Source organism: Thermosporothrix sp. COM3, assembly GCF_059696735.1.
The window spans coordinates 959,746-980,464 of the sequence record NZ_AP019376.1; the positions used below are offsets into that span (position 1 = coordinate 959,746).

General features: G+C 53.0%; 17 protein-coding genes. 11 read left to right on the forward strand and 6 right to left on the reverse strand.

Going from position 1 to position 20,719, the window contains the following annotated elements; genetic code table 11:
• The first annotated feature begins 44 nt into the window (after positions 1-44).
• Positions 45-2,867 carry a CHAT domain-containing protein gene (locus KTH_RS04150; RefSeq protein WP_497616604.1) on the forward strand — a complete coding sequence of 941 codons (2,823 nt, stop codon included), beginning with the start codon at positions 45-47 and terminating at the stop codon, positions 2,865-2,867.
• A gap of 32 nt (positions 2,868-2,899) precedes the next feature.
• On the opposite strand, the gene KTH_RS04155 is transcribed toward KTH_RS04150, so the two are convergent.
• Entirely contained in the window at positions 2,900-3,457 is a 558-nt protein-coding gene (locus KTH_RS04155; RefSeq protein WP_497616606.1) for a hypothetical protein, read from the reverse strand.
• A 382-nt stretch (positions 3,458-3,839) separates the two neighbouring features.
• On the opposite strand from KTH_RS04155, the gene KTH_RS04160 reads away from it, so the two are divergent.
• The 3 genes from KTH_RS04160 (at position 3,840) to KTH_RS04170 (ending at position 5,749) form a co-directional block, all read left to right on the forward strand.
• Positions 3,840-4,361, forward strand: coding sequence for a hypothetical protein (locus KTH_RS04160; protein ID WP_497616607.1), 522 nt, complete (start codon positions 3,840-3,842; stop codon positions 4,359-4,361).
• Between the two features lie 120 nt (positions 4,362-4,481).
• Positions 4,482-4,838: a hypothetical protein gene (locus KTH_RS04165; RefSeq protein WP_111325707.1), complete on the forward strand. Its 357-nt coding sequence runs from the start codon at positions 4,482-4,484 to the stop codon at positions 4,836-4,838.
• A gap of 125 nt (positions 4,839-4,963) precedes the next feature.
• Entirely contained in the window at positions 4,964-5,749 is a 786-nt protein-coding gene (locus KTH_RS04170; protein ID WP_497616608.1) for a GNAT family N-acetyltransferase, read from the forward strand.
• A 64-nt stretch (positions 5,750-5,813) separates the two neighbouring features.
• On the opposite strand, the gene KTH_RS04175 is transcribed toward KTH_RS04170, so the two are convergent.
• Positions 5,814-6,008, reverse strand: a complete 195-nt coding sequence (locus KTH_RS04175) for a helix-turn-helix domain-containing protein (protein WP_111325705.1) — start codon at positions 6,006-6,008, stop codon at positions 5,814-5,816.
• Positions 6,009-7,622: 1,614 nt separating this feature from the next.
• Here KTH_RS04175 and speE point away from each other — a divergent pair.
• Together speE and speD are read left to right on the forward strand one after the other, a co-directional pair.
• Positions 7,623-8,567: a polyamine aminopropyltransferase gene (gene speE / locus KTH_RS04180; protein WP_111325704.1), complete on the forward strand. Its 945-nt coding sequence runs from the start codon at positions 7,623-7,625 to the stop codon at positions 8,565-8,567.
• Positions 8,568-8,924: an adenosylmethionine decarboxylase gene (gene speD / locus KTH_RS04185; RefSeq protein WP_111325703.1), complete on the forward strand. Its 357-nt coding sequence runs from the start codon at positions 8,568-8,570 to the stop codon at positions 8,922-8,924.
• A gap of 685 nt (positions 8,925-9,609) precedes the next feature.
• Here speD and KTH_RS04190 read toward each other — a convergent pair.
• Positions 9,610-10,806 (reverse strand): RNA-guided endonuclease InsQ/TnpB family protein, encoded by a 1,197-nt coding sequence (locus tag KTH_RS04190; RefSeq protein WP_137686012.1) that lies wholly within the window; start codon positions 10,804-10,806, stop codon positions 9,610-9,612.
• A 521-nt stretch (positions 10,807-11,327) separates the two neighbouring features.
• Here KTH_RS04190 and KTH_RS04195 point away from each other — a divergent pair.
• The 5 genes from KTH_RS04195 (at position 11,328) to KTH_RS04215 (ending at position 17,034) form a co-directional block, all read left to right on the forward strand.
• A complete protein-coding gene (locus KTH_RS04195; RefSeq protein ID WP_111323108.1) occupies positions 11,328-12,434 on the forward strand; it encodes a glutamate-cysteine ligase family protein in 1,107 nt (368 codons plus the stop codon).
• 121 nt (positions 12,435-12,555) lie between these two features.
• Positions 12,556-13,164, forward strand: coding sequence for a TetR/AcrR family transcriptional regulator (locus KTH_RS04200; protein ID WP_170142619.1), 609 nt, complete (start codon positions 12,556-12,558; stop codon positions 13,162-13,164).
• Between the two features lie 63 nt (positions 13,165-13,227).
• Positions 13,228-15,096 (forward strand): chloride channel protein, encoded by a 1,869-nt coding sequence (locus KTH_RS04205; protein WP_497616610.1) that lies wholly within the window; start codon positions 13,228-13,230, stop codon positions 15,094-15,096.
• 168 nt (positions 15,097-15,264) lie between these two features.
• Complete coding sequence (locus KTH_RS04210) at positions 15,265-16,449, forward strand: glycosyltransferase family 9 protein (protein ID WP_497616612.1); 1,185 nt, start codon at positions 15,265-15,267, stop codon at positions 16,447-16,449.
• A 111-nt stretch (positions 16,450-16,560) separates the two neighbouring features.
• On the forward strand, positions 16,561-17,034 hold the full coding sequence (locus KTH_RS04215; protein WP_497616614.1) for a hypothetical protein: 474 nt from the start codon (positions 16,561-16,563) through the stop codon (positions 17,032-17,034).
• A 51-nt stretch (positions 17,035-17,085) separates the two neighbouring features.
• Here KTH_RS04215 and KTH_RS04220 read toward each other — a convergent pair whose 3' ends face one another.
• The 3 genes from KTH_RS04220 to KTH_RS04230 form a co-directional block, all read right to left on the reverse strand.
• Positions 17,086-17,964 (reverse strand): metal ABC transporter permease, encoded by an 879-nt coding sequence (locus KTH_RS04220; RefSeq protein ID WP_111323118.1) that lies wholly within the window; start codon positions 17,962-17,964, stop codon positions 17,086-17,088.
• 9 nt (positions 17,965-17,973) lie between these two features.
• Positions 17,974-18,900, reverse strand: a complete 927-nt coding sequence (locus KTH_RS04225) for a metal ABC transporter permease (RefSeq protein WP_111323120.1) — start codon at positions 18,898-18,900, stop codon at positions 17,974-17,976.
• Positions 18,901-19,140: 240 nt separating this feature from the next.
• Entirely contained in the window at positions 19,141-20,238 is a 1,098-nt protein-coding gene (locus KTH_RS04230) for a hypothetical protein (protein ID WP_111323122.1), read from the reverse strand.
• Between the last annotated feature and the right edge of the window lie 481 nt (positions 20,239-20,719).

Here is a 20,719-nt window from a genome sequence, read left to right on the forward strand (position 1 = left end):
GATATGACGGCTAAAAAGAATGAAAAGAACATAATGAGGTCTGTATGGCGTATACAAATGTTGATATACGCATCACTGCTGCACGTGGCTTTATAGGGAGACAGGACAGATACATCGCTACGATAGTATATGGCCGACAAAGGGAGCGAACGCAGTTTTCGTTTCCTGCTGAGGAATGGAGGGCGCTTGAAACCGATTTCCGGGAGCAGGGGCTGCGGTTGATCTCTGATATGCGTGGTCCTGTGATAAATGATAGCAATGTTGTCAGGCGCTTTGGTCGCGTGCTGTTTCAGGCGCTGTTTGATAGTAATCGCGCGGTCGCACGCCTCTATGAGAGCATTTGGAATCAGGAAGAGGAGGTGCGGCTGCGGCTTCATATCGAAGATAGCAGATTACTCAATCTGCCCTGGGAAATGCTTTTCGATCCCAGGCATAACGCCTATCTGGCGTTGTGCCTCTCACCGAAGTTCTCTATTGTGCGCTGGAACGGCAGAAAGCAGCCGGATTTCGAGCTGAGTGTTCTGAAGTTGCGCATTCTGATCGTGACCTCTCAGCCTCGGAAAATGTCAGATGTGGCCGTCGAACGCGAGCTGGAGAACATCCGTTTGGTGCTGTCGCCGCTGGTAAAGGATGGGCGCATTGAGATGCGTGTCATTGAGGCGAAACCAAGCGAGCTGGATCGCGTCAGAAATGGAACCTGGCATGTGCTGCATTTTATCGGGCATGGAGAGCGTGGCGAGCTTATCATGCTGGATGAGAATGGGTATGCGCGCTGGGTGAAGGCCGCAACGTTCGCTTCAGAATTGCCGCCAGGAGTGCGCCTGGTTATCCTGAACTCCTGCGATGGCGGGAAACAGCATCAGGTGTTTGCGTTTACCAGTACCGCGAATCGGCTGATGCTTTACGGCGGCGTGCCCGCCGTACTGGCGATGCTGCACCGTATTCCCAACGAGAGCGCCATTGTGTTTGCCCGGGCCTTCTACACGGCGCTTATCGGGCAGAATGAAGAGGTACGCTCGCTTGAGAGTGCAGTGGTGCAGGCTCGCAACGAGCTGCATGGGAAAGCGAATGAATCAGTTCACTGGGCCACGCCTGTACTGTATATGAGTCAGGGCCTGGCTGTGAAGATAGGGCGCAAGAAGCCCCCACCCCCACCCCTCTGGCTGATGGTGTTGCTCGTTGTGCTGGTGCTTCTTTCCATAAGCTTCATCTTTGCGCGGTATTATTTGATAGATATGCAAGCTGGCCCGACAGCGCCTCCTGTTGTCACGGGCTGCAATGTGGACTCGTCGCTCTATACGCAGACGACCGAGCAGCAGACCCCGTCGCTTGGCACCTTTACCCCTGACTCTGGCGTCTATACCCGCACTGTGAAGAACAGCGTGATCGGGATCAGCAACGGCGGCACCTTTTTTGACATGCAGCGAGGCAATGAGGCGAACGAGCTGTTGAGCCGGGCGGCAAGTGAGTATCAGAAAGGGAATGATGCCGCCTATGATGCGTATCTACGCGATATCATTGATAGCGTTGACCCGACCAACGCCGAGGCCCAGATCTATTATGAGAACTACCGCATTCTCAAATCAGGTAAACCGTATATTACGGTTGTCCTGGGCACCTCCTTTACAAAAAGTAACATGGGTGGAACACGTGATGTGCTTCAGGGTGTTGTCACGGCACAGAAGAATCATAATGCCCTGCTTGAGGGCGCTCTGAACGCGCTGCCGTCCAGGCTGCCGAATAACCACTTTCAAGGGTGCCCTTCGGTGGTCGTCCTGATCGCGAACTCAGGGGGTGACGAGAACAACACACAGCTTGTCGCGGACCAGATCAAGACGCTTGCCCGGCTCCATCAGTCGGTGGTCGGGGTGCTTGGCTGGACCTTGAGCGCTCATGCCATTAATGCGCGGTCCTATCTCGCCGACTCCAATCTGCTTATGCTTTCTCCGACTGCTTCCAGCAAGGGATTGACGAATACGCCCCGGTTCTATCGTATTGTGCCCGAAGATGATAGCCAGGCTCACCTGATGGTTCAGTATCTCGCGAAGCGGCATAGCAACTCGATGAAGAGAGTGGCTATCTTTCGTCAACTGCGAGACAACTATAGTAGTAGCCTGGGGAATGTGTTTCGCGAGAACCTGGAAGACGTTTTCCCGGAGGTAAAGATATATAATGGACAATACTTCCAGGGAGATGCACAATCAATTGAACAGGCGCTCAGGCAGGCAGTAGAAGGGGAAGGGGTCAAGGTGATCTGTTTTGCTGGCTATGTTGGTGAGGCAAGTCTGCTGCTCAATGCGCTACAAAAGCACATTGACGCAAACGACCAGCGTTATCGGGATATTCTGATTGTGGGTGGTGATGCTATCTCGATTCTGGCGAATTATCCCGCCAATCAGCGTGGCCTGGATCATCTGCTTGTCACCTCGTTCGCGACCTCGGATGAATGGGAGTGGCTGGCAAGCAGAGGCTTTCAGCAGGCGAATGAGCGGGCGGTGTTGCAGTTTCGTGAGACCTATAAGCGCTACTTTCAGAACGACCAGCTTCAGCTTGCAAACGGCTTTTACGGTATTGATTGTGATGTGATGCTTGGCTATGATGCGCTGAATGTGCTGCTTGAGACGTATCGGCTGATGGTGGCTGAGGGCAACGGCACCTGTGGACGCTGCCTGATGTCCGACGCGCTTGTGAAGCTTCAGGGTGACCGTATCTGGCAGGGAGTGAGCGGGCAAATCTCGTTTCAGGCAAGCGGGAACAATCCTGTGAACAAGGCAGTTGCAATCGCGACAGTGGATGTGAAAAAGAAGCAAATCAAGACAGAGGAGGTGTATGGCTGCTTCTTCCCGAATGTGTGTCGGAACCCATAAGAGGGGGGAAAACAGGTACCCCCCTCGCGGGTTCAGTGGTTATCTGGCGGTTGAAAGGTTCCTTTGACGTTCAAATAAATAAGTTGTGAGTTACGAAACTGCACAATCATATCTGGTTGACCGTCATTGTTTGTATCATTAAAACGCAAAGTAATCGGAACAAGGGCGGCATCGGGTCCTAGCAGTTGAGGGCCCACATACACATGAGGCTTGGAAGCATCGCCTCCAGGTAGCTCAACGATATGAATGCGTCCTTGCAGATTCATTGCGATAAAATGACTGGGTGTTGTTCCGGCTTCATGCCCTACGGTCGCATCGATGTGGAAGGTGCGAGGACGACCATAGTGGAAGTCATCCAGTCCAACGGATATCCAGGCAAATAGACTTTGCCCGAGCCAGACACAGAGAAGCATTCCTGCCATTCCCAGTACCATAAAGAACAGATAATGGCCAGAACGCTTCTTCGGGTGTGCCGCCGTTACCGGGCGGCGGGATCGGTTGCCCGCATCGTAGAGTTCCTCTGTTACAACAGTAGATGAACGATAAGGACGATAGCGTACAACGCTCTTTGGAGCAATTGTAGAAGACATACTTCCTCCTCTGAAGAAAAAGAATAAATGCAGAAAAGAAAAAGAAGAAATACCAACCACTGCGGAACCGCACGGTTGCACCCTCAGAGGGAGAGAAAGCTGCATATTTAAATGAAAATGTGCGCGACTACAATTGCAATGCAAAGTATACCTGAAAATAAGGAAACGTGCCAGTACCGAATAGGCATATATGGTACCTATTGGCCGCATGGCCTGTACTTTCTCTTTGCCCCGAATTGACCACTCCGAATCTAGAGACGTATAATGAAGAGAGATGATACTATGTGGAAAGAGTGAACAACCTCCTTTTTGATGATGCTGCCGGTCTGCCTCTGGACCGGTTCTTTACTGTCTGTTGTGGTTTGGGAAGGAGCCAACAGTAATGACCACGAGAAGAAACTATACGCGTGAGGAATGGAACTATCTTGAGAGCCTGCCATTCCTGGTTGGTGGCTTTGTGAGCGCGGTTGATAGCGGTTTCCTGGGGCGCCTTGTGGAAGCCTTTTCTCTTGTTCCTACGGTCTTTAAAACGGCAAAACGCTTTCCGCGCAATCAACTGATTCAGGCCGTTGTACAGGGTCAACAGGCCCACGGTGGCGGCAAAGGGAAGGCTGAGAAGCGCTTCTCGGAAGAGGCCGACGCGAAAAACGTGCGCGATCTCTGTCTGCACGCGTGCCGTAAGGTGGCCGAGATCCTGGAACAGAAGAGTTATCCAGCGGAGGCAACCGAGTTCAAGCGTTGGGTGGTGGCGATCGGCGAGGAGATCGCGAATGCTTCGGGGGAAGGGTTGCGTTTTCGCGATTTCAGGAGCCTGGGGAGACGTACCATCACAAGACGAGTCAGTGTCAAAGAGGAGGAGGCCCTTCACGCAGTCAGGGAGGCGCTCGGCCTGCCAGAACTCTAAGGCTGGCGCTGGAAAGCAGTGGCCACTGGAAGAAGGGCCCTCTTCTCTTTTTTGAGAGGAAATTGTGATACAATAAGGGAGTAGCAACCGGTTGTTTTGTGCTAGTTGAAGGAGCTCCTCATGCGTGTCTTTTCCCAGGAAGCAATTGAACGTCCCCATAGAACGTGGCTGGCAGCCGAAGTATTCTGTAAACATGCTCGCGCTATTGGTCAGGTGACGGCCAATGCGAGCGATGAGGAGACCGTTATTGCTGTTGTACGCAATGATCTGACGTTTGGTGGAGCCTGGCCCATACCAAGCGAGGACCTCTACTGGCTGGTTCCGCAGATTGAAGATGATGAGGGTGGTTGGGCTGTCATCTTTAACGCCAGAAGTTCGGTGGCAGAAATCTCGGATCGCTGTATCCGCTTTGCACGCCTGGCGTTCAGGCATTGGGAAGTGATGCAGCGCTATGTCAAACGGCAGTCTTCTCTGTGATCCTGCTTTTCCCTCCTTCGGTACGTTGATCCCCATTTGTGCGCTCTGTATACTGTTTTTGATGTTTGAGGCTGGCGAAATTTCGTCAGCATTCTTTTACTCAAAAACAGGGAAGCTTGGGAGGAATGATGAATCTTCTGTCGTTGATGGACGAGAATCTCGCGGTCCATCAAAGTTACCTGCAAGCGCTGCATCCCGCTATGCTTGTCCGTCGCGATCCAGAACTATTGCTGGTTGATTGTGGTCTGGACTGTGATACCCTGAACTATGTCTCTCTGGCGCGGTTGGACGCCGAGGAGGCACCACTGCGTATTGAAAACGCGATCGAGCACTTTCGGCACGTCGGGCGGCGTTTTTCCTGGTGGCTCGGTCCACAGGATAGGCCCGCTGAGCTTCCTGAGCTGCTTGAGGCGGCTGGCCTGACGAACACCGAGACAGAAACAGCGATGGCGGTTGATCTGCGTGTGCTTCCGGCGTTGCAGCTTCCGGAGGGACTGAAGATCGAGCGCGTGCGCAGCATGAGCCAGCTTGAGGACTTTGCTCGGGTGCTGGCGAGCCTCTGGATGCCGCCCGATGAACAATTGATTGCCTTCTATCGGCTGACGGCACATGAGCTGCTCAAGGATGATTGTCCGCTGCGGCTGTATGTTGGCTACTGGCAGAGGGAGCCTGTGTCAACGGCGGAGCTCTGTCTTGCCGGCGAGGGGGTTGGGCTGTACAATGTGGCGACGCTGGAAGCATATCGAGGCCGCGGCTTCGCAAGCGCGTTAACGCTCTATCCGTTGTTGGAAGGACGCGCATCGGGGCATCGTTTCGGCGTGTTGCAGGCGGCAGAAGATGGCTTGCATATATATCAACGACTGGGCTTTCATGCCCTGGGGATCTACCGCGAATATCAGCCACCCCGATAAAGAGACAAAAAGAAGGGCTCGCATGATTTTATCGCCATGCGAGCCTCTTTTTCTGCAAAATGGCTTAAGAAGCCTTGAAGTCGGTGGTTGTGCCGAGGACTTTTTCAAGCGTCTCGCGCTTAATGCGGTAAGCCTGGCGGCTGCTGACATGAGGAAGTACAACAGCTTCCAGAGCGCCCTGCTTCACCCAGCGGCGAACAGTGGTATCATCAACGCGCAGAATTTCGGCAACTTCAGAGACGGTCAGCAGATCATTCATCGGAAAAAATTCCTCCTTACTTATTGTTGCTTGAATGCTCAGTCCATAAAATGAAGCAGTGTATCAAGTGCTACACCGCTTGCAGGGAATAACAGAAAATCTCTGATTCTATATAAGAGATTACAGTAAAGTTTGGCACTGTGCGTTTTTATTATATAACACGCTCATAGGAATTGCAACGGCATCTCCGGGAAGGGGTACTTTAGTACTCCTTTTCGTCTATCTATTGTTTGCCAGGCCAGAAAACCAGACAAAGCAAAAGGGCATGCTCATGCGGAGTGAGCTTGCTCTTCGGGTAATGTAGCGTGTAATGCCTTTTTATCCTCTACGGAGAGAGGGCTGCATTGAGGTTATGACGGGAAGTGCCTGAGCAGAGGCCCCGTCAATACAGGCCTGCGAAAACGTGTTATTCCCATTTATTATAGTATATACGGAAAATTCAGAATAGACAAGAGAGTGGCTGTTCCATATATGCTGAATTACCTCCGTATGAGTGCCCGGGTACGTACTCCATACCTGAAAATCGTATCGTTTATCGATAGAAATGGCGATTTTTCTCCTGTAATTCCCTATCCAAACGATCGATGATCGTGAACGTTAGCAGCGATCATCACGCTACCAGTTGATTTTATTGAATAATGAATAGAGTTTGTACCTGGCGTTCAGGAGCAAGAATTGAGTATGCTCTGCCCTGAATGACTTACTGAAAAAGTATGACTTTCAGTCACCTCTTTCTACGGTATCGGCTGGTGTAAGGTTGCACTGAAGGGTAGAGAGAAGAAAAAAAGAACTTGAGCGGGTATCGCTTGCATTACCACAGTGAAGATGAGATAATAGGACGGGCGAAGAGAGAGCTTCTCAGACTCATCAACATTGGACGAATTTTCCGCAAGCAAAAAAAGACTCGAACGCCCTGTCAGGGGGGGTGAGCGCTTTTGCTTTGTTGAAAAAGGTCCCAAAGGCATTGACATTTCCCCGGGAAATAAGATATAAAATATGGCTTGTAAGCAGTTGTTTGCGAGGCTGGCACTCGTCAGACGAGACTGCGTCTTCTCATCAGCGTTGCTTGTTGCGCTGCTGATGAAGTTTACTGACAACAGTCAGAACATGTTACTGTTGAGGGCACCCTTACGTTCTTATTAGAAGTGTGTCCTTCACACAGAGAACGGAGGAAAGCAGCACGCTTTTCTCATACGCCCTGGCAGGATGCGCGTAGCATCACGTTGAGGCGTGAGTTATACAATCAAATACGGAAAACAAGCAAACGAAGAAAGAAACATTATCACACACTGTGTGATACCGTAAAATGGCTCTGTAACTGGTTGTAAGCATCAACCTTTACAGAGCTTGCTCATGTGTGAGATGGAAGCAGAAGTAGAGGAGGTCGGAACGGAGGGGGGAGAGATACAGAGAGAGAAGGGCATGACGTCGCCTGTTAAAGAGGTCTCACCTGCTAAAGCGAAGCGGCGGAAGTGGAATAGCCCGGTTCCAGGAACACATTCTCCCAGATACATCTTAACAAGCGAGCGACAGGATATACCATTATCTTTCTTTAGTAGGTCGGGGGGTGGAGAAGGGGATCAAAATTTCTGTTGAGAAGGAGAGTGGTGCGTCATGCGTGCACAGAATTGGATGATTGAATTTCGTGCGGTCAGTCGCGCGAATATGTTCAGGCTGCTGAAGACAGAGGTCTCAACAAAGTCGAAATACCAGGAGATCGTGATTGCCGATGTCCAGGGTTTCGGTAGGGCTGTATTTTTGGATGGTTTACCACAATCGTCTGCAAAAGATGAATTTATCTATCATGAGGCGTTGATCCATCCTGCACTTGTCGCAAACAAAAGCCCGAAAAAAGTCTATATTGCTGGCGGTGGCGAAGGTGCTGTCCTGCGTGAGATTCTCAAGCACAATACCATTGAAAAAGTGGTCATGGTTGACATTGACGAAGAGTTCATCAACCTGTCGAGAGAATATCTGTACGACTGGCACCAGGGAACCTACGATCATGAGAAGGTAGAGTTGGTACATGGAGATGCAAGAACCTATCTGGAGGAAACAGAAGAGCGGTTCGACGTGATCATCATGGACCTGACCGACCCTCTGGAAGATGGGGTCTCTACCTCGCTCTTCACCACCGAGTTCTTCTCGCTGGCAAAATCACGTCTGGCCGAGGGTGGCGTGCTCTGTATGCAGGCCGAGACCGTTGATATTACTGATATCGCACCGCATGTCTCGATCGTGAAAACGCTGCAACAGTGCTTTAAGAACGTGCTCCCGTATCAGACGTATATTCCTTATTATGGCCTTGCATGGGGCTTCGTTGTTGCAAGCGACCATGACATTCGCCCGCGCTTTGACGCGGAAACTCTAACACAAACGCTCAAAGAACGCGATTGTAACGACCTCAAGTTCTATGATAGCGAATCGCACCAGCACATGTTTTCTCTGCCTAAATATCTGCGAGACGCAATTGCTGATCCAAATGTCGGTAAGATCGTTAGCGATGAGCAACCGTTAATTGTCGAACCACTAGCTGAAGGGGAGAAAGGAAATTCGTAGATGACAACACCTCCGGTTGGGCTACATATCCTCTCGGAATTGTACGATTGTGAGAGGGTAGGAAAGATCGATAAGCAGACTCTCAGTGAGAAAGTGGCTCAATTAGTGAGAGAGAACCAGTTAACTCAGATCGGAGCGCTTTACCATGAGTTCGAGGGTGGTGGTATTACCGCCGTTATTCCCCTGGCAGAATCCCATATCGCGCTTCATACCTGGCCTGAACTGGCTTATGTCACTCTCGAAGTGTACGTTTGTAATTATACTCGCGACAATTCTAACGCTGCCCGCAATGTCCATCAGGCGATTGCTGAACTTTTCGCTCCGGGACGAATGCAGACACATGAACTGACGCGCTAATTCCGTTATCTCTGTTGACAGCCTGAAAAGAGAAAGGACCGGCTAGCTGCTTGCTAACCGGTCCCTTTTTTTATCTGACATGTTGTTTTTTTTATCGTCTTTTCACAATTCATGCCAGGAGCCCGCCTCTACGGGCACTCCTGAGTGACCTGAAACACCACCCCTAACACATGGATGGGAACTTTCACAGGCAACCCTCCTTCTTAGATGAGAGGTGCTGTCGTTCTATCCTTTCTCATGTCTTCTGGAAGCCCGCCTCTACGGGCACTCCTGAGTGACTTGAAACACCACTCCTAAGACATGGATGGGAACTTTCATAGGCAACCCTCCTTCCGTTGTCCAGAAGAGCTGTTGTCTAAGTGCTTTGGTAAGCCTGGAAAGCCCGCCTCTACGGGCACTCCTTGCTCACTTGAAACACCATCCCTAATAAGCGAACAGGAACTTTGATAGGGCGCCTCCTTTCTTTGGCTTTCCTAACTGTTCTGTTTCGCTTCTTTCACCAGGCACTTCTCTTTTCCTGGTGATGTCTCCTTTTCGGAGATCACACTGTAATTATAAGGAATGATACAGAGAGTGTCAAGGTGAACAATAAAGTATTTTCTTGAAATATGGTAACGGAATACACTTCTTCTCGGTTGCACTTTTCATTGACACTCCCCAGGCCAGAAGGGCGGGGATTCTTCCTTCATCCAGCCTGCTTGCGCGGCGCCGCAGTGCGACGACGCGTAGCGGCAGGCTGTCCAGAAGCGTTCGACGAGACACCCTCGTCGGTTCCCGTCTGCCCGACGGTACCCTGTAGCGCTTTGTGCAAGATATTCAAGGCGGCGTTGTGATCGCGATCGAGGAGCAGCCCACAGCCAGGACACAGATGCGTACGCATACTCAAGCTCTTTTTCACCCGTTGTCCACAACGAGAACAGTTCTGACTGGTGTAGGCCGGTTCCACCCCGATCACCGGAACCTGATGCAGCGTGCCATAGTATCTCACCCACCAGAGGAAGCGCCCCCACGCCGCATCAGAAATGCTCTTGGCCAGATGACGGTTCTTGACGAGATGGCGGATCTGCAAGGCTTCGTAGGCAATCAGGTCGTGAGACGAGACAAGCGCGTTCGCCTGCTTTCTGGCGACATCCTCGCGCTGCCGTTGCACCTTGAGATACGCTTTGCTAAGGGCTTGACGGGCTTTCTTGCGATTGGCGGAGCGCTTCTGCGTCTTCGAGAGCCGACGATGCAGCTGCTTGAGCCGCCGTTCCGCTTTGCGGAGATACTGAGGAGGAGCCACGGTGTTGCCTTCGGAGTCAGTGAAGAAGGCACGCAGCCCCAGATCAATGCCTACCTGCTTGCCAGAGGGCTGATGCTCAACGCGTCGAGTGGCCGCCACCGCAAATTGGCAAGAATACCCATCAGCCCGCCGGAGCAGTCGTACCCGCTTGATCTGTGAGAGGGGAAAGGTCATGATATCACGCGAGCCGATGAGGCGCAGCCGGCCAATGCCGCAGCCATCTGTGAAGCGAATATGAATGCCATCGGCCTCCAGCTTCCAGCCCGTGGTCTTGTACTCGACACTGCGACAATCACGCTGGAACTGAGGATAGCCCTTCTTGCCGGGTATCTTGAGGCGACAGTGCTCGTAGAAACGGGAGATGGCAGCCCACGCTCGGTCAGCGGCAGCTTGCCGGGCCTGAGAGTTGAGGGAGAGCGCAAAAGGGAACTGTCTGGCCAGCACAGCGCAATACCGCTGCAGGTCATTCCTGGAGACGCCGCGTGCATCCATCCAGAGGCGCAGGCACGTGTTGCGAATGAACTGGGTGGTGCGGATAGCTTCCTCGATGGCGGCGAATTGTGCTTTCGACCCATCCAGCTTGTATTCGTAGATCAGCATCCCTTGCTCCTTGTTCGTCCTCACTGTCTTCGTGTATTCTCGCACAACGATTGCCTTCTGTCAAGCGAAGGGGAACGTTCTGCCTCTGATGGCTTCCTGCGCCATCCATCCCCCTGGCTGAAGCCAGGGGCCTTCTGCCGCTTTTTGGTAAAACTGCTGTCATTGCGCTCTGGCTTTTTCTCCGCTCTGAAGCATTTACAGAGGTTCTCGTGATAATCGCTGGATTCCAGCTTTCTACTGGTTCTTCAACAGCTTATCAGGCGGCTCTGTTGGCCGCTCTGGTTGTGCGGCATTGGCGTGTTCTCCTTCCCTGAGTTGAGCGGGCTAGCTGGCAAAAATGCCCTGCTTCGATGAAGCAAGCAAGGGATAAAGGAAAATGATGGAGAAAAGGGGGAAGATGTTGTATAGTAATAGATTGGTGACCGGATTGTGCTGTCTCTGTTTCCCGGAGGTCTACCGGGAAATGATTCTTCGCATAAGGATGGTACGTGGCAGATGGAAGGTTGCCTTCAGGAGGATGCATGTTTCGCTTTGGCATTGAGCATGAAATTGCTTTTCTCAGCCGCGATGGCGAATTTGTTGATTATGAAAACACACCCTTTGAGGTTTTACATACACTGATACGGGAATTGCCGCTCTATGAGCAAGATTATCCACAGCTCAGAATCGGCGAGGCCGGTATCAAGCGGAAACGCTGGTACATTGAGGGATTTGAGCGTTATAACGAGGCCGGTGAGGTGATCGGCTGCCCGCTGAAGGGCATCGAGGTGCGCACCACGCCGCATCATACGATTCAGGATGTGATGCGAGAACTGCGTGAGAGCTGTCTGTTGCTCTCGGCAGTGGCGACTCGCTATGGCCTGGAACCGGTGCTGATTGGCTTTCATCCCTATAAAAAAGAGTTTGTGCCGGACCCGCCGCTGAACGCGTTTGAGCGGCAGTTCCGACAGAGCATACCCGAGAGACGCACGGCTCTGCTCTCGGTGCTGACCTATGGGCCCGATTTTAATATCTCGCTCGCGGGACTCTCGGCGGCAGAATGTGTCGATCTGGGGCAGAAGCTGACCTACTATAGCCCGTTTATTGTGCCGTTGAGCTTCAGTTCTCCTTTCTATGACGGCAAGCTCTGGGGTGGCCTGTCGATTCGGACCTATCAGCGAACGGGGCCACGGCCTGCGGTACTGGTGTATCTGGAAAACCCTGCTGATCTCATAGCGTGTGATCCCTCGCTAACCCGACTCGCCCGCTTGCCTGCGGAGGTTGGACGAATCGAGTTTAAGGCCTGCGATAGCTGTGCTGATCTGCGCCTGTACGCTGGCTTCCTGGCGTTGTTGAAAGGACTGGTGCTGGATACCACTTTGCCCGGACGGGCACTGGTGCCCGATAGGGAGCTGCACCAGCGGGCGGCGCAAAAGGGCTTTGCACTTACCGAGATTGTGGAGGGAACGGAGCTGGTGCTTGGGGCTGCGGAGCGAGCGCTTGCTGCTGATGAGGATCGCATGTGGCTTGAGCCGCTCTGGCAGCTTGTGCGTTCTCGAACGTCGCCCGCTGATCTGCTGATTCGTGCCTATATGGAGACCGGTTCGATCGAGGCCGCGTTACGCGCCTCGTATGCTCAAGCTTCCTGAGGACAATAGATGCCGGAGAAGGAAGCAGATGCTCTTCCGGCACTTTTTATTGACCGGCTGCCCAGAATGTGCTACGATAGGAAGCGAAGCAGACACATTGAGTACCGCCAGAGGAGCACGTATGCCGAAAATTGTCGATGCACAGATACGCGAGGCCACGCGCCAGCGCATTCTACGCGAGGCCGCGCGTGAGTTCGCTCGCCTGGGTTTCGATCAGGCAAATATCAACCTGATCGCCGAGCAGGCAGGCATTGGAAAAGGTACGATCTACCTGTACTTTGAGAACAAGCGAGCGCTGTTTATTGAGATGCTGCGCTCTATCGCTCAATCACAGCTTGCTTCTTTGCGTGCAGCACTTGCGGAAAAAGGCACGCTTCAGCAGCGCCTGGAGCGGCTTGTGCTGGCTTTTGCTCGTATGGCCGAGGAGGACAGCGATAGCTTTCATGTCTACATGAGCTCGCTCTATGGTGTGAATCGTGCGTTTCAGGCTGAAGCGACAAAGCAGTTACACGAGTATCTGGCGGTGATCGCACATATTCTTGAGGAGAGCCAGCAGGCGGGCGAGATCCAGATTGAGGATGTTGAGATGACGGCGTTACGCATCTTTTCGGCAACCGAATCGTTTGTCCTTTCTGCTCGTGTGCTTGGATACACGGAGCAGGAAATTACCCGGCAGGCTTCTGTGATTGCGCATCAGGTGCTGCATGGAATCGGGGTACATGCCGGATAAGCGCATGTATCTCTCTTTTTTTGCCTTTGTTTGGTTGACCACCCACCCAAAAAAGAAGGAGGTATGACACTTATGTTTCGTATGGGGAGGCGCGGGCTTCCGTTTCGGCGCTTCGCTCACCGGTTTCCGGGCCTTGAGAACCCGCGTTCTCTGCTCAAATGGATTATCATCAGTACATTGATCGGCGTGGTGGCGGGAGTGGGGGCAATTCTCTTTTATGCGGCTATTCATCTGGCCTCAACACTTTTTCTTGGCGGCCTTGTTGGCTATCGTCCCCCTGAACCAGCCGGGGAAGGGAGCACAAGTGTGATGTCGTTCTGGCAGGCAGCGCACCCCTGGTTGTTGCCTGTGGTGACAACACTTGGTGGACTGCTGGCGGGCGCTATTGTCTTTACACTGGCTCCTGAGGCGGAGGGACATGGCACTGATGCCGCGATCGCTGCTTTTCATCAGGGCAAGCCGATCCGCGCTCGGATTCCGCTGATCAAGCTGGTTGCCTCGGCGATTACTATCGGCAGTGGAGGATCAGCAGGGCGTGAGGGGCCGGCGGCACAGATTAGCGCGGGGTTTGGCTCGCTTCTGGCGACGCTTTTACGGTTGGATGCTCGCGAGCGTAGAATTGCCCTGGCAACCGGCATGGGCGCGGGTATCGGGGCAATCTTCCGCGCGCCACTGGGGGGTGCGCTCCTTGCGGCAGAAATTCTCTATCTGAAAGACATGGAGACCGAAGCAATCATCCCGGCGCTTATTGCTTCGATTGTGGGCTTCAGTATCTTCGGGAGCTGGTCCGGCTGGAATTCGATCTTCGCGACGCCGGAACACTATGACTTCACGCAGCCTGTTCAGCTTGTGTACTATGTGGTGCTCGGGTTGCTCTGTGGCGGGATCGGGATCCTTTATGCGCGTGGATTCTATGGAATCACCGAGCTGTTTCAGCGTCTCCGTTTGCCTCGCTGGGTCAAGCCGGGTATTGGAGGACTGCTTGTCGGTTTGATCGGTCTGGTGCTTCCACAGGCGATCGGGATGGGCTATGGCTGGGTGCAGTTGAGCATGAGTCAGGCACTGCTGCAATTGCCGCTTTGGGTTGTTGTGCTCCTGCCATTCGTCAAGATTCTGACTACTGGCCTGTCGGTTGGTTCGGGCGGCTCTGGCGGTATTTTTGGGCCCGGGATGGTGATTGGTGGCATGGTCGGCGCGATGCTCTGGCGGCTCGGCTATCATCTGCTTCCTGGTCTGCCTGCCTCGCCCGGACCGTTTGTGATTGTGGGTATGATGGCGATGTTCGGCGGAATCGCGCACGCTCCGCTGGCTGTAATGCTGATGGTGGCCGAAATGACGGGTAATCTTTCGTTGCTGGCTCCTGCCATGATCGCTGTCAGTCTCGCCTACCTGATTGTTGGCGATAACACAATCTATCAGAGCCAGCTTAAGACGCGGATTGATTCCCCTGCCCATCGTTTGCAGTTGACCTATCCGCTGCTCTCGATGCTGACCGTGCAGCAAGCGATGGAGCCGCTTACGCTCACGTTTCAACCCACCCAGACCGTTGCCGAGGCTGAACTGCAGTTGCGCTCGCAGGGACGGCGAGGTGCTCCTGTGCTGAACGAGCATCGTCGTTTGCTTGGTGTTCTGACGCGTCTGGATGTGCTTCGTGTTCCGGTAAGCGAGCGCGAGGAGCGGCGTGTTGCGGAGGCCATGAATAGCAGTGTGTTGACGGTGCGGGAGGACGAGGCGCTTGATGAGGTCTTAACCGAGCTGACGGAGAAAGGGGTGAGTTGGGCCCCGGTCGTTGCTGGTGCATTACCAACCGAGCAGCAAGTGATCGGCGTTCTCTCGGTGGCTCATATCACGCGCCTCTACCGAAAAGTTGCGTCAGAGAACACGCGCTCGCTCAGCCTGTCAAGCACAATGCATACCAGCGAGATATCATAAACGAGAAAAGCGGCATCGTGCAAAAAAAGAGAAAACTGACCGAATATGAAGCTGGAACGTTTTCTCTTCTAGAGACGTGTTCTTTAAGGGGATAATTTGTAAGAGAAGTGACATTCTAGTGATCTCCGGGCTGCTGAAATCAGCATTCAGAAGTAAACGAAGAGGCGTATGCAGGGAGAAGGACTTTCACTTCAAGAAGATGTGTTTTATGTGATGCCAATCGAGCTCTCTGAGGGAGGCGACTCGCGTTATCTCGTCACGATGCCGCCCGGTATTGGTGACACGGTCGCTGTTGGGCTGAGCGCGATTGATCAGATTATCCGAAATGATCGCGATGCAGCGGGCAAAATAGACGTCCTCTGCAACCGGAAGCAGGCTGAAGTATTTGCCTGTGATCCTCGCATTCATCGGCTGATTATCGTCAGGAGCACGCTGTTCCCTTCTGGTGAGGGAACGTTTCTGCGCGGTATTTTCCCCGGTCAGCAGGTACAGCCGCTGGTGCGCTTTTTGCGTTCACAACGTTATGAAGCGGTTGTGCCCGGGATGCCTGCGCCGACGTTCTTTTATCTGCTTGGTTTGCCGGTCATGTTTGCCTCGCTTCCCGATCTGGGAAAGGATATTCTGGCATTGCATGAGGCCCGGGATCGCCATATTAGCTACCTGACACGGAAGGTGGTGAACGCCTTTTTTAAGGATGCACTGCCTCCTCCCGAGCTGGAAGAAGCGATTCCGCTCTATCTGACGGCAAAGCATGTGCGGGCGGCACGTCTATTGATGGATGTCTATCGTGGGAGATCGGATGATCGCGTTCTGCTGGTCGCTCCTGATACATCTTCTATTATCACTCGGCCGCCAACGCCGCTTCTGCTTGCAGGTATCGGGGAGGCGCTGGCACGTGATGAGCGATTACGGGTAGTGATTCTGCCCGCCTACACGCTTCCAGAGGCGGCTGACCAGCTCTATAAGGGGCTCAAGCGTGACGCTGCTGGCCGGGTGTTTCGTATAATGGAGGATCAGCTACCCGACCTGCTGACCACCACAGCACTTATCGATCAGGCGGACCTCTTTCTCTGTGGCGATACGGGGCTGATGCACCTTGCTATTGCGTTGAAGCTGCTTTCAGAGCCCGCCGAGGAGCAGCCGCGGAATCAAACACGCGTCATTGTGCTTTTTGGTGGCACGAACCCCTGCTTTTTTGGCTACAGCACTCGCTCTGTGATTCTTGGACGTAATCGTAAGGAGCAGCGGATGCTGGTTCCGGGTATCGCGAAAGAGCTCTACGACCGGCGTGAGCGAGATTTCTTTGATCATATCGAGCCGGCAGCGATTACAGCAGCGCTTCTTGCGAAGTGATTGCTTCTGCGACCAGTTTGATTGGTTTCGGGTGTTTGCTTATCTGGTTCTGCGACCTGGCCTCTCTGGCTGTCTGTCCTGTATACTTCCTTTCAAAAAGGAGGAAATGAATTGCATAGAAAAAACGGGGTCAGGTTGTTACTCGCGCTCTATCTGCCGCATGTGCTGTTTATCATTGCGTGTATAGCCTTTTTTGTGGTATTCGTGATAAGCATGGCAGTTGTGGTGCATCTGCTTGGGATAAGCGTGCCGTTCAGCCTGGGAGGATGGAGCATCCTGGCAGGAGTCTATTTCCTGGCGGGGCTGCTTTTCTTCAGCTACTACCTGTGCAAGGTGATTCCAGCGCTTTTCCCGGGTGACGCGCCGCGACAGAAACGGATTGCGCTACTTGGTGGGTTGCCGTTTATGGTACCGGCGGCGCTCGGGCTGTTTGCCTGGCTCGACATGTACTCGTTGCCGGATGAGTGTGGGCCGCTAGCCCTGAGCTTTTTCGGGACGGTTGGTTTCTCGCTTGCTTCCCTGCTCTATCTGGGGCTGACCTTCTACTACTTTAGAGGGTGCTCGCTTTTCAGTCGGGCTGTCTGATCGACCTGATACAGGAACTCTTTCTCGCAATCGGAGAAAGAGTTCTTTGCGTTAGACCTGACTTTCAGCCGGATCATAGCACTCGCATGACGGGTGCGGCAGCGGCTTGTAGCGGCGCGGGATGCGGCGTGTTTGCAGGTAGTAGGTCAGGAAGAAGGCGCCGGTTGCCAGCGCACAGATGTAGAAGCTGACGGGCCAATGTCCGACCAGAGCAAGGAGGATGCCACCCCATGTAAAGCCAAGCCCGAGCAGAATTGCAAGGCCAATCGCGGCAAGTGGCCGATGAACCAGATGCTCGGCGCTGGCGGCAGGAACAACCAGCAAGGCAAATGAGAGGAGCACCCCGATAACCTGTACGGCCTCCGCGATGGTGATTGCCAGAAGTACCATAAAGAGTAACGAGAGCAGACGAACAGGCACCCCACGCACGCGTGCAACCTGTGGATCGATCGAGGCAAAGAGCAGCGGACGAAAGATACAGGCCAGAATAACCAGCACGCCAAGTCCGCACAGGAGCATAACCCGCACATCAGCAGCCCGGACCGTCCAAAGCGAGCCGAAGAGCAGATTAACTGTAGAGGTCGCTTGCTGTGTGTAGAGGTTCAGGAAGAGTACCCCCAGGCCAAGCACAAAGGAAAGAAACATGCCAATCTCAATGTCGCGCCCGCGAAGCCGGTTGCCAAGTGCCCCCATACCAAGCGCCGCCAGAATAGTAAAGAGGAACATGCCCGCGAATGAGCTGATCCCGAACAGCGCGGCTCCGGTCGAGCCCGCGAAGCCGATGTGTGACAGCGCGTGAGCCGCAAATGTCTGTGAGCGCAGGACGGCAAAATAGCCGACAATAGCCGAGACAATGGCCACAACGGTTCCTGCGGCAAAAGCCCAGAAGACGAAATCCTGATCTTGATACAGGTGAAACAGTTCAAACATAGTATATCCCTACCGTGATGATCGCAAAACCTCAGGCTCCATTTTTGCCTGCTCAGGTTGCATGGCGAGCGGTTGTGGCTGTGCTGTAAGCTCTCGACGACGGCGGTTCAACCAGAGCGGCGAAAGCAGGCGCACGGGCAGATAGACGCCAAATGAAATGGTGGCGACACAAAAACTGATCGGCAATGAGACCGTGTTCAGCGGGTAGAAGTTCAGCGGTGTGATCGCTGCCAGATAGATGCCAACCCAGATGTAGATGATACCTAGCACAATCGAAAGGGCAATTGCGCCCAGCGGAGTACGTGCGATCCGAATGGCGGTCGCTGCCGGGCCAACCAGCAAGGTGAAGATCAGCAACACGCCCACAATCTGGACCGAGATAGAAATGGTAATTGCGACGATCACCAGAAACAGAACGCTTAACAGGCGCACTGGCATTCCTCGTGCCTGCGCTACTTCGGGATCAACTGAGCTGAAGAGCAACGGGCGAAAAAGGAAACAAAGGACTGCAAGCGCGAGAATGCTAAAGATCAATGTGACTGTGCTATCAAGGCTGCTGATGCCGACAATGGTGCCAAAAAGGATGCTGTACGCCTTTTCGGCGTAGCCACGATAGAGCGAGAGGAAAAGGAAGCCCAGAGCCAGAGTGAAGGTAGTAACCACCCCTATGGCGATATCCCGTTCACGTAGCGTTCTGGCAAGAAAGCCGATGCCAACGCCGGACCCGATCGTAAAGATCAGCAGCCCGATGACCGGATGTATTCCCAGAAAGACGGCTCCCGCGGCCCCCGCAAAGCCAATGTGTGCCAGCGAGTGCCCGGCAAAGGTCAGGCCGCGTACAATAAGAAAGTAGCCAACAACAGCGGCCACAATCGCGACACAGGTGCCAGCGATGAACGCGTTTCGGATAAAAGAATAGGCGAATATGTCAAACATGCTCGTTTTGTTCCTGTTTATCTCTGTCCCTACCACAACAGCCGGAAGGAATATGTAGCACAGGAGAGATGATGAACGCTCACTGTCTATAAAATGATACGAAGTCTCGTTAGATAGAATAGCATACGGTATAAAGAAATGTCAATCTGATGAGGGAGGCTGCTCATATATGAGCACAAAAGAAGAGAGCGTAAGCGGTAAAGAAGGCTCACGCTCTCCTCTCTCATGTCGCGATTGGGCTTAGTTGCCATAGGTGATGACTAATGGTGCGGGATCGAGTTTCATTACCTCGTCGGGCGTCATAATGCCGGTTTTCGACTCGATCTTATAGAATATCTTGAAGCCGCCATACTTGAAATTATTGTATTTCTGCATGTCTCCTTGCACCCACTGTGTGTATTGCTCCACTTTATCCTCATGGTCTCCGGGGTAGCCCCCGACGCTATCGACATGCAGCACAACGTCTACTCGGGGATCGAAACGCAGGTTGCGCTTATCGGCTATCTCCGCCTTTGAGGCATCGTAGGGATTCTTCAGATCGTCGCCGCTCGGTCGATACTGGTGAATAATCAGCATCTTGCGCGGCACATGGTATTTCATCGGGATCTCTGCCACTGCCTCAATGATGGGGTTCAGATCCGAAGCGCGAACGTTGCTCAGGTTGGTGCCTGGAACGCCATCATGACGCGGGAACATCCATTCTGGATCAACGGCCATATGCACAAACGAGTATTTCTGCAAATAGGGCAGGAAGAAATTAACTTCTGGCATAATCGCTGACTGACCGAAATTCAGATCCAGGAACAGCAAAAGGTCATGCTCCTGACAGAAATCAATATATTGTTGAATGGTCGCTTCATCGACATGGTGGCTGTATGTATGTTGTGGCCCGGGAGAGCCGTCAGGAACGCTAACAACAAGGTCAATGCCGAGCTTGACCGGATGCTCCGGGTCGATCTGCTCATAGGCTGCTCCCTGCTGTTTCAGTTGCTCAAGCATGGTATCAGTGAGCTGGTAGGCAGGCCCGGTTGCCGGTGCCCCGGGAATGGCGTAGAAGGCCACGACGCGATTTTTGGGTAGAATGGCTCCTACATCTGGATTAAAGGCGGGGGTTGGCGATGGCGTCGGCGTTGGCGGCTTGGTTGGTGATGGTGTCGGTGTTGGTGCCAGCGACAGCGCGTCGGCCATAAATGTTGGAACGACCACAGAGATACCGACCAGAACCAGCACGCACACGACGAGAAGTAGAATTAGTGCGATAAGACCGGCCTTCTTGCGCGGCTTTTTAGGCGGCTGCTGTGGATACTGTGGCATCTGCGGTGGGTTGGGTTGATACACTCACAAACTCCTTCTAAAACCGAATGCAACAAATTATGATACTGCTTTTCTCTATAATGGGAAGGCGCTCTATGTAGAGAGTCACAGGAGAGATATACGTGCTTGTAGCCCTGCTTCAGGCTGCATACAGCATCTATACTGCCTCTTCATTATATACTATATAAAACCCTCATAGAGACGCCGTATCCATACATGTGAGAGTACGTATGCATCTATATGATCGGAAAGGCTCCCTCTCACCCTCCTCTCTTCAGAATAATGCGAATGGACGGCTTTTTGTTGCGCATTGGTACTTTAGTCACATGGAATAGCGCGGATCTTGCGCTTGAAGCGCGGTTACAGCAAACACCTGAGAGACGCTATTCATCTTCTCTCATATCACTATACCAGAGGGACAAGCAATGAGACCTCCACTGAAGGGGATCGCACGCCTATGGGAGAGGGCGAACTTGTTCCTTTTGTCTGTGGAAAGGGTGCGCTT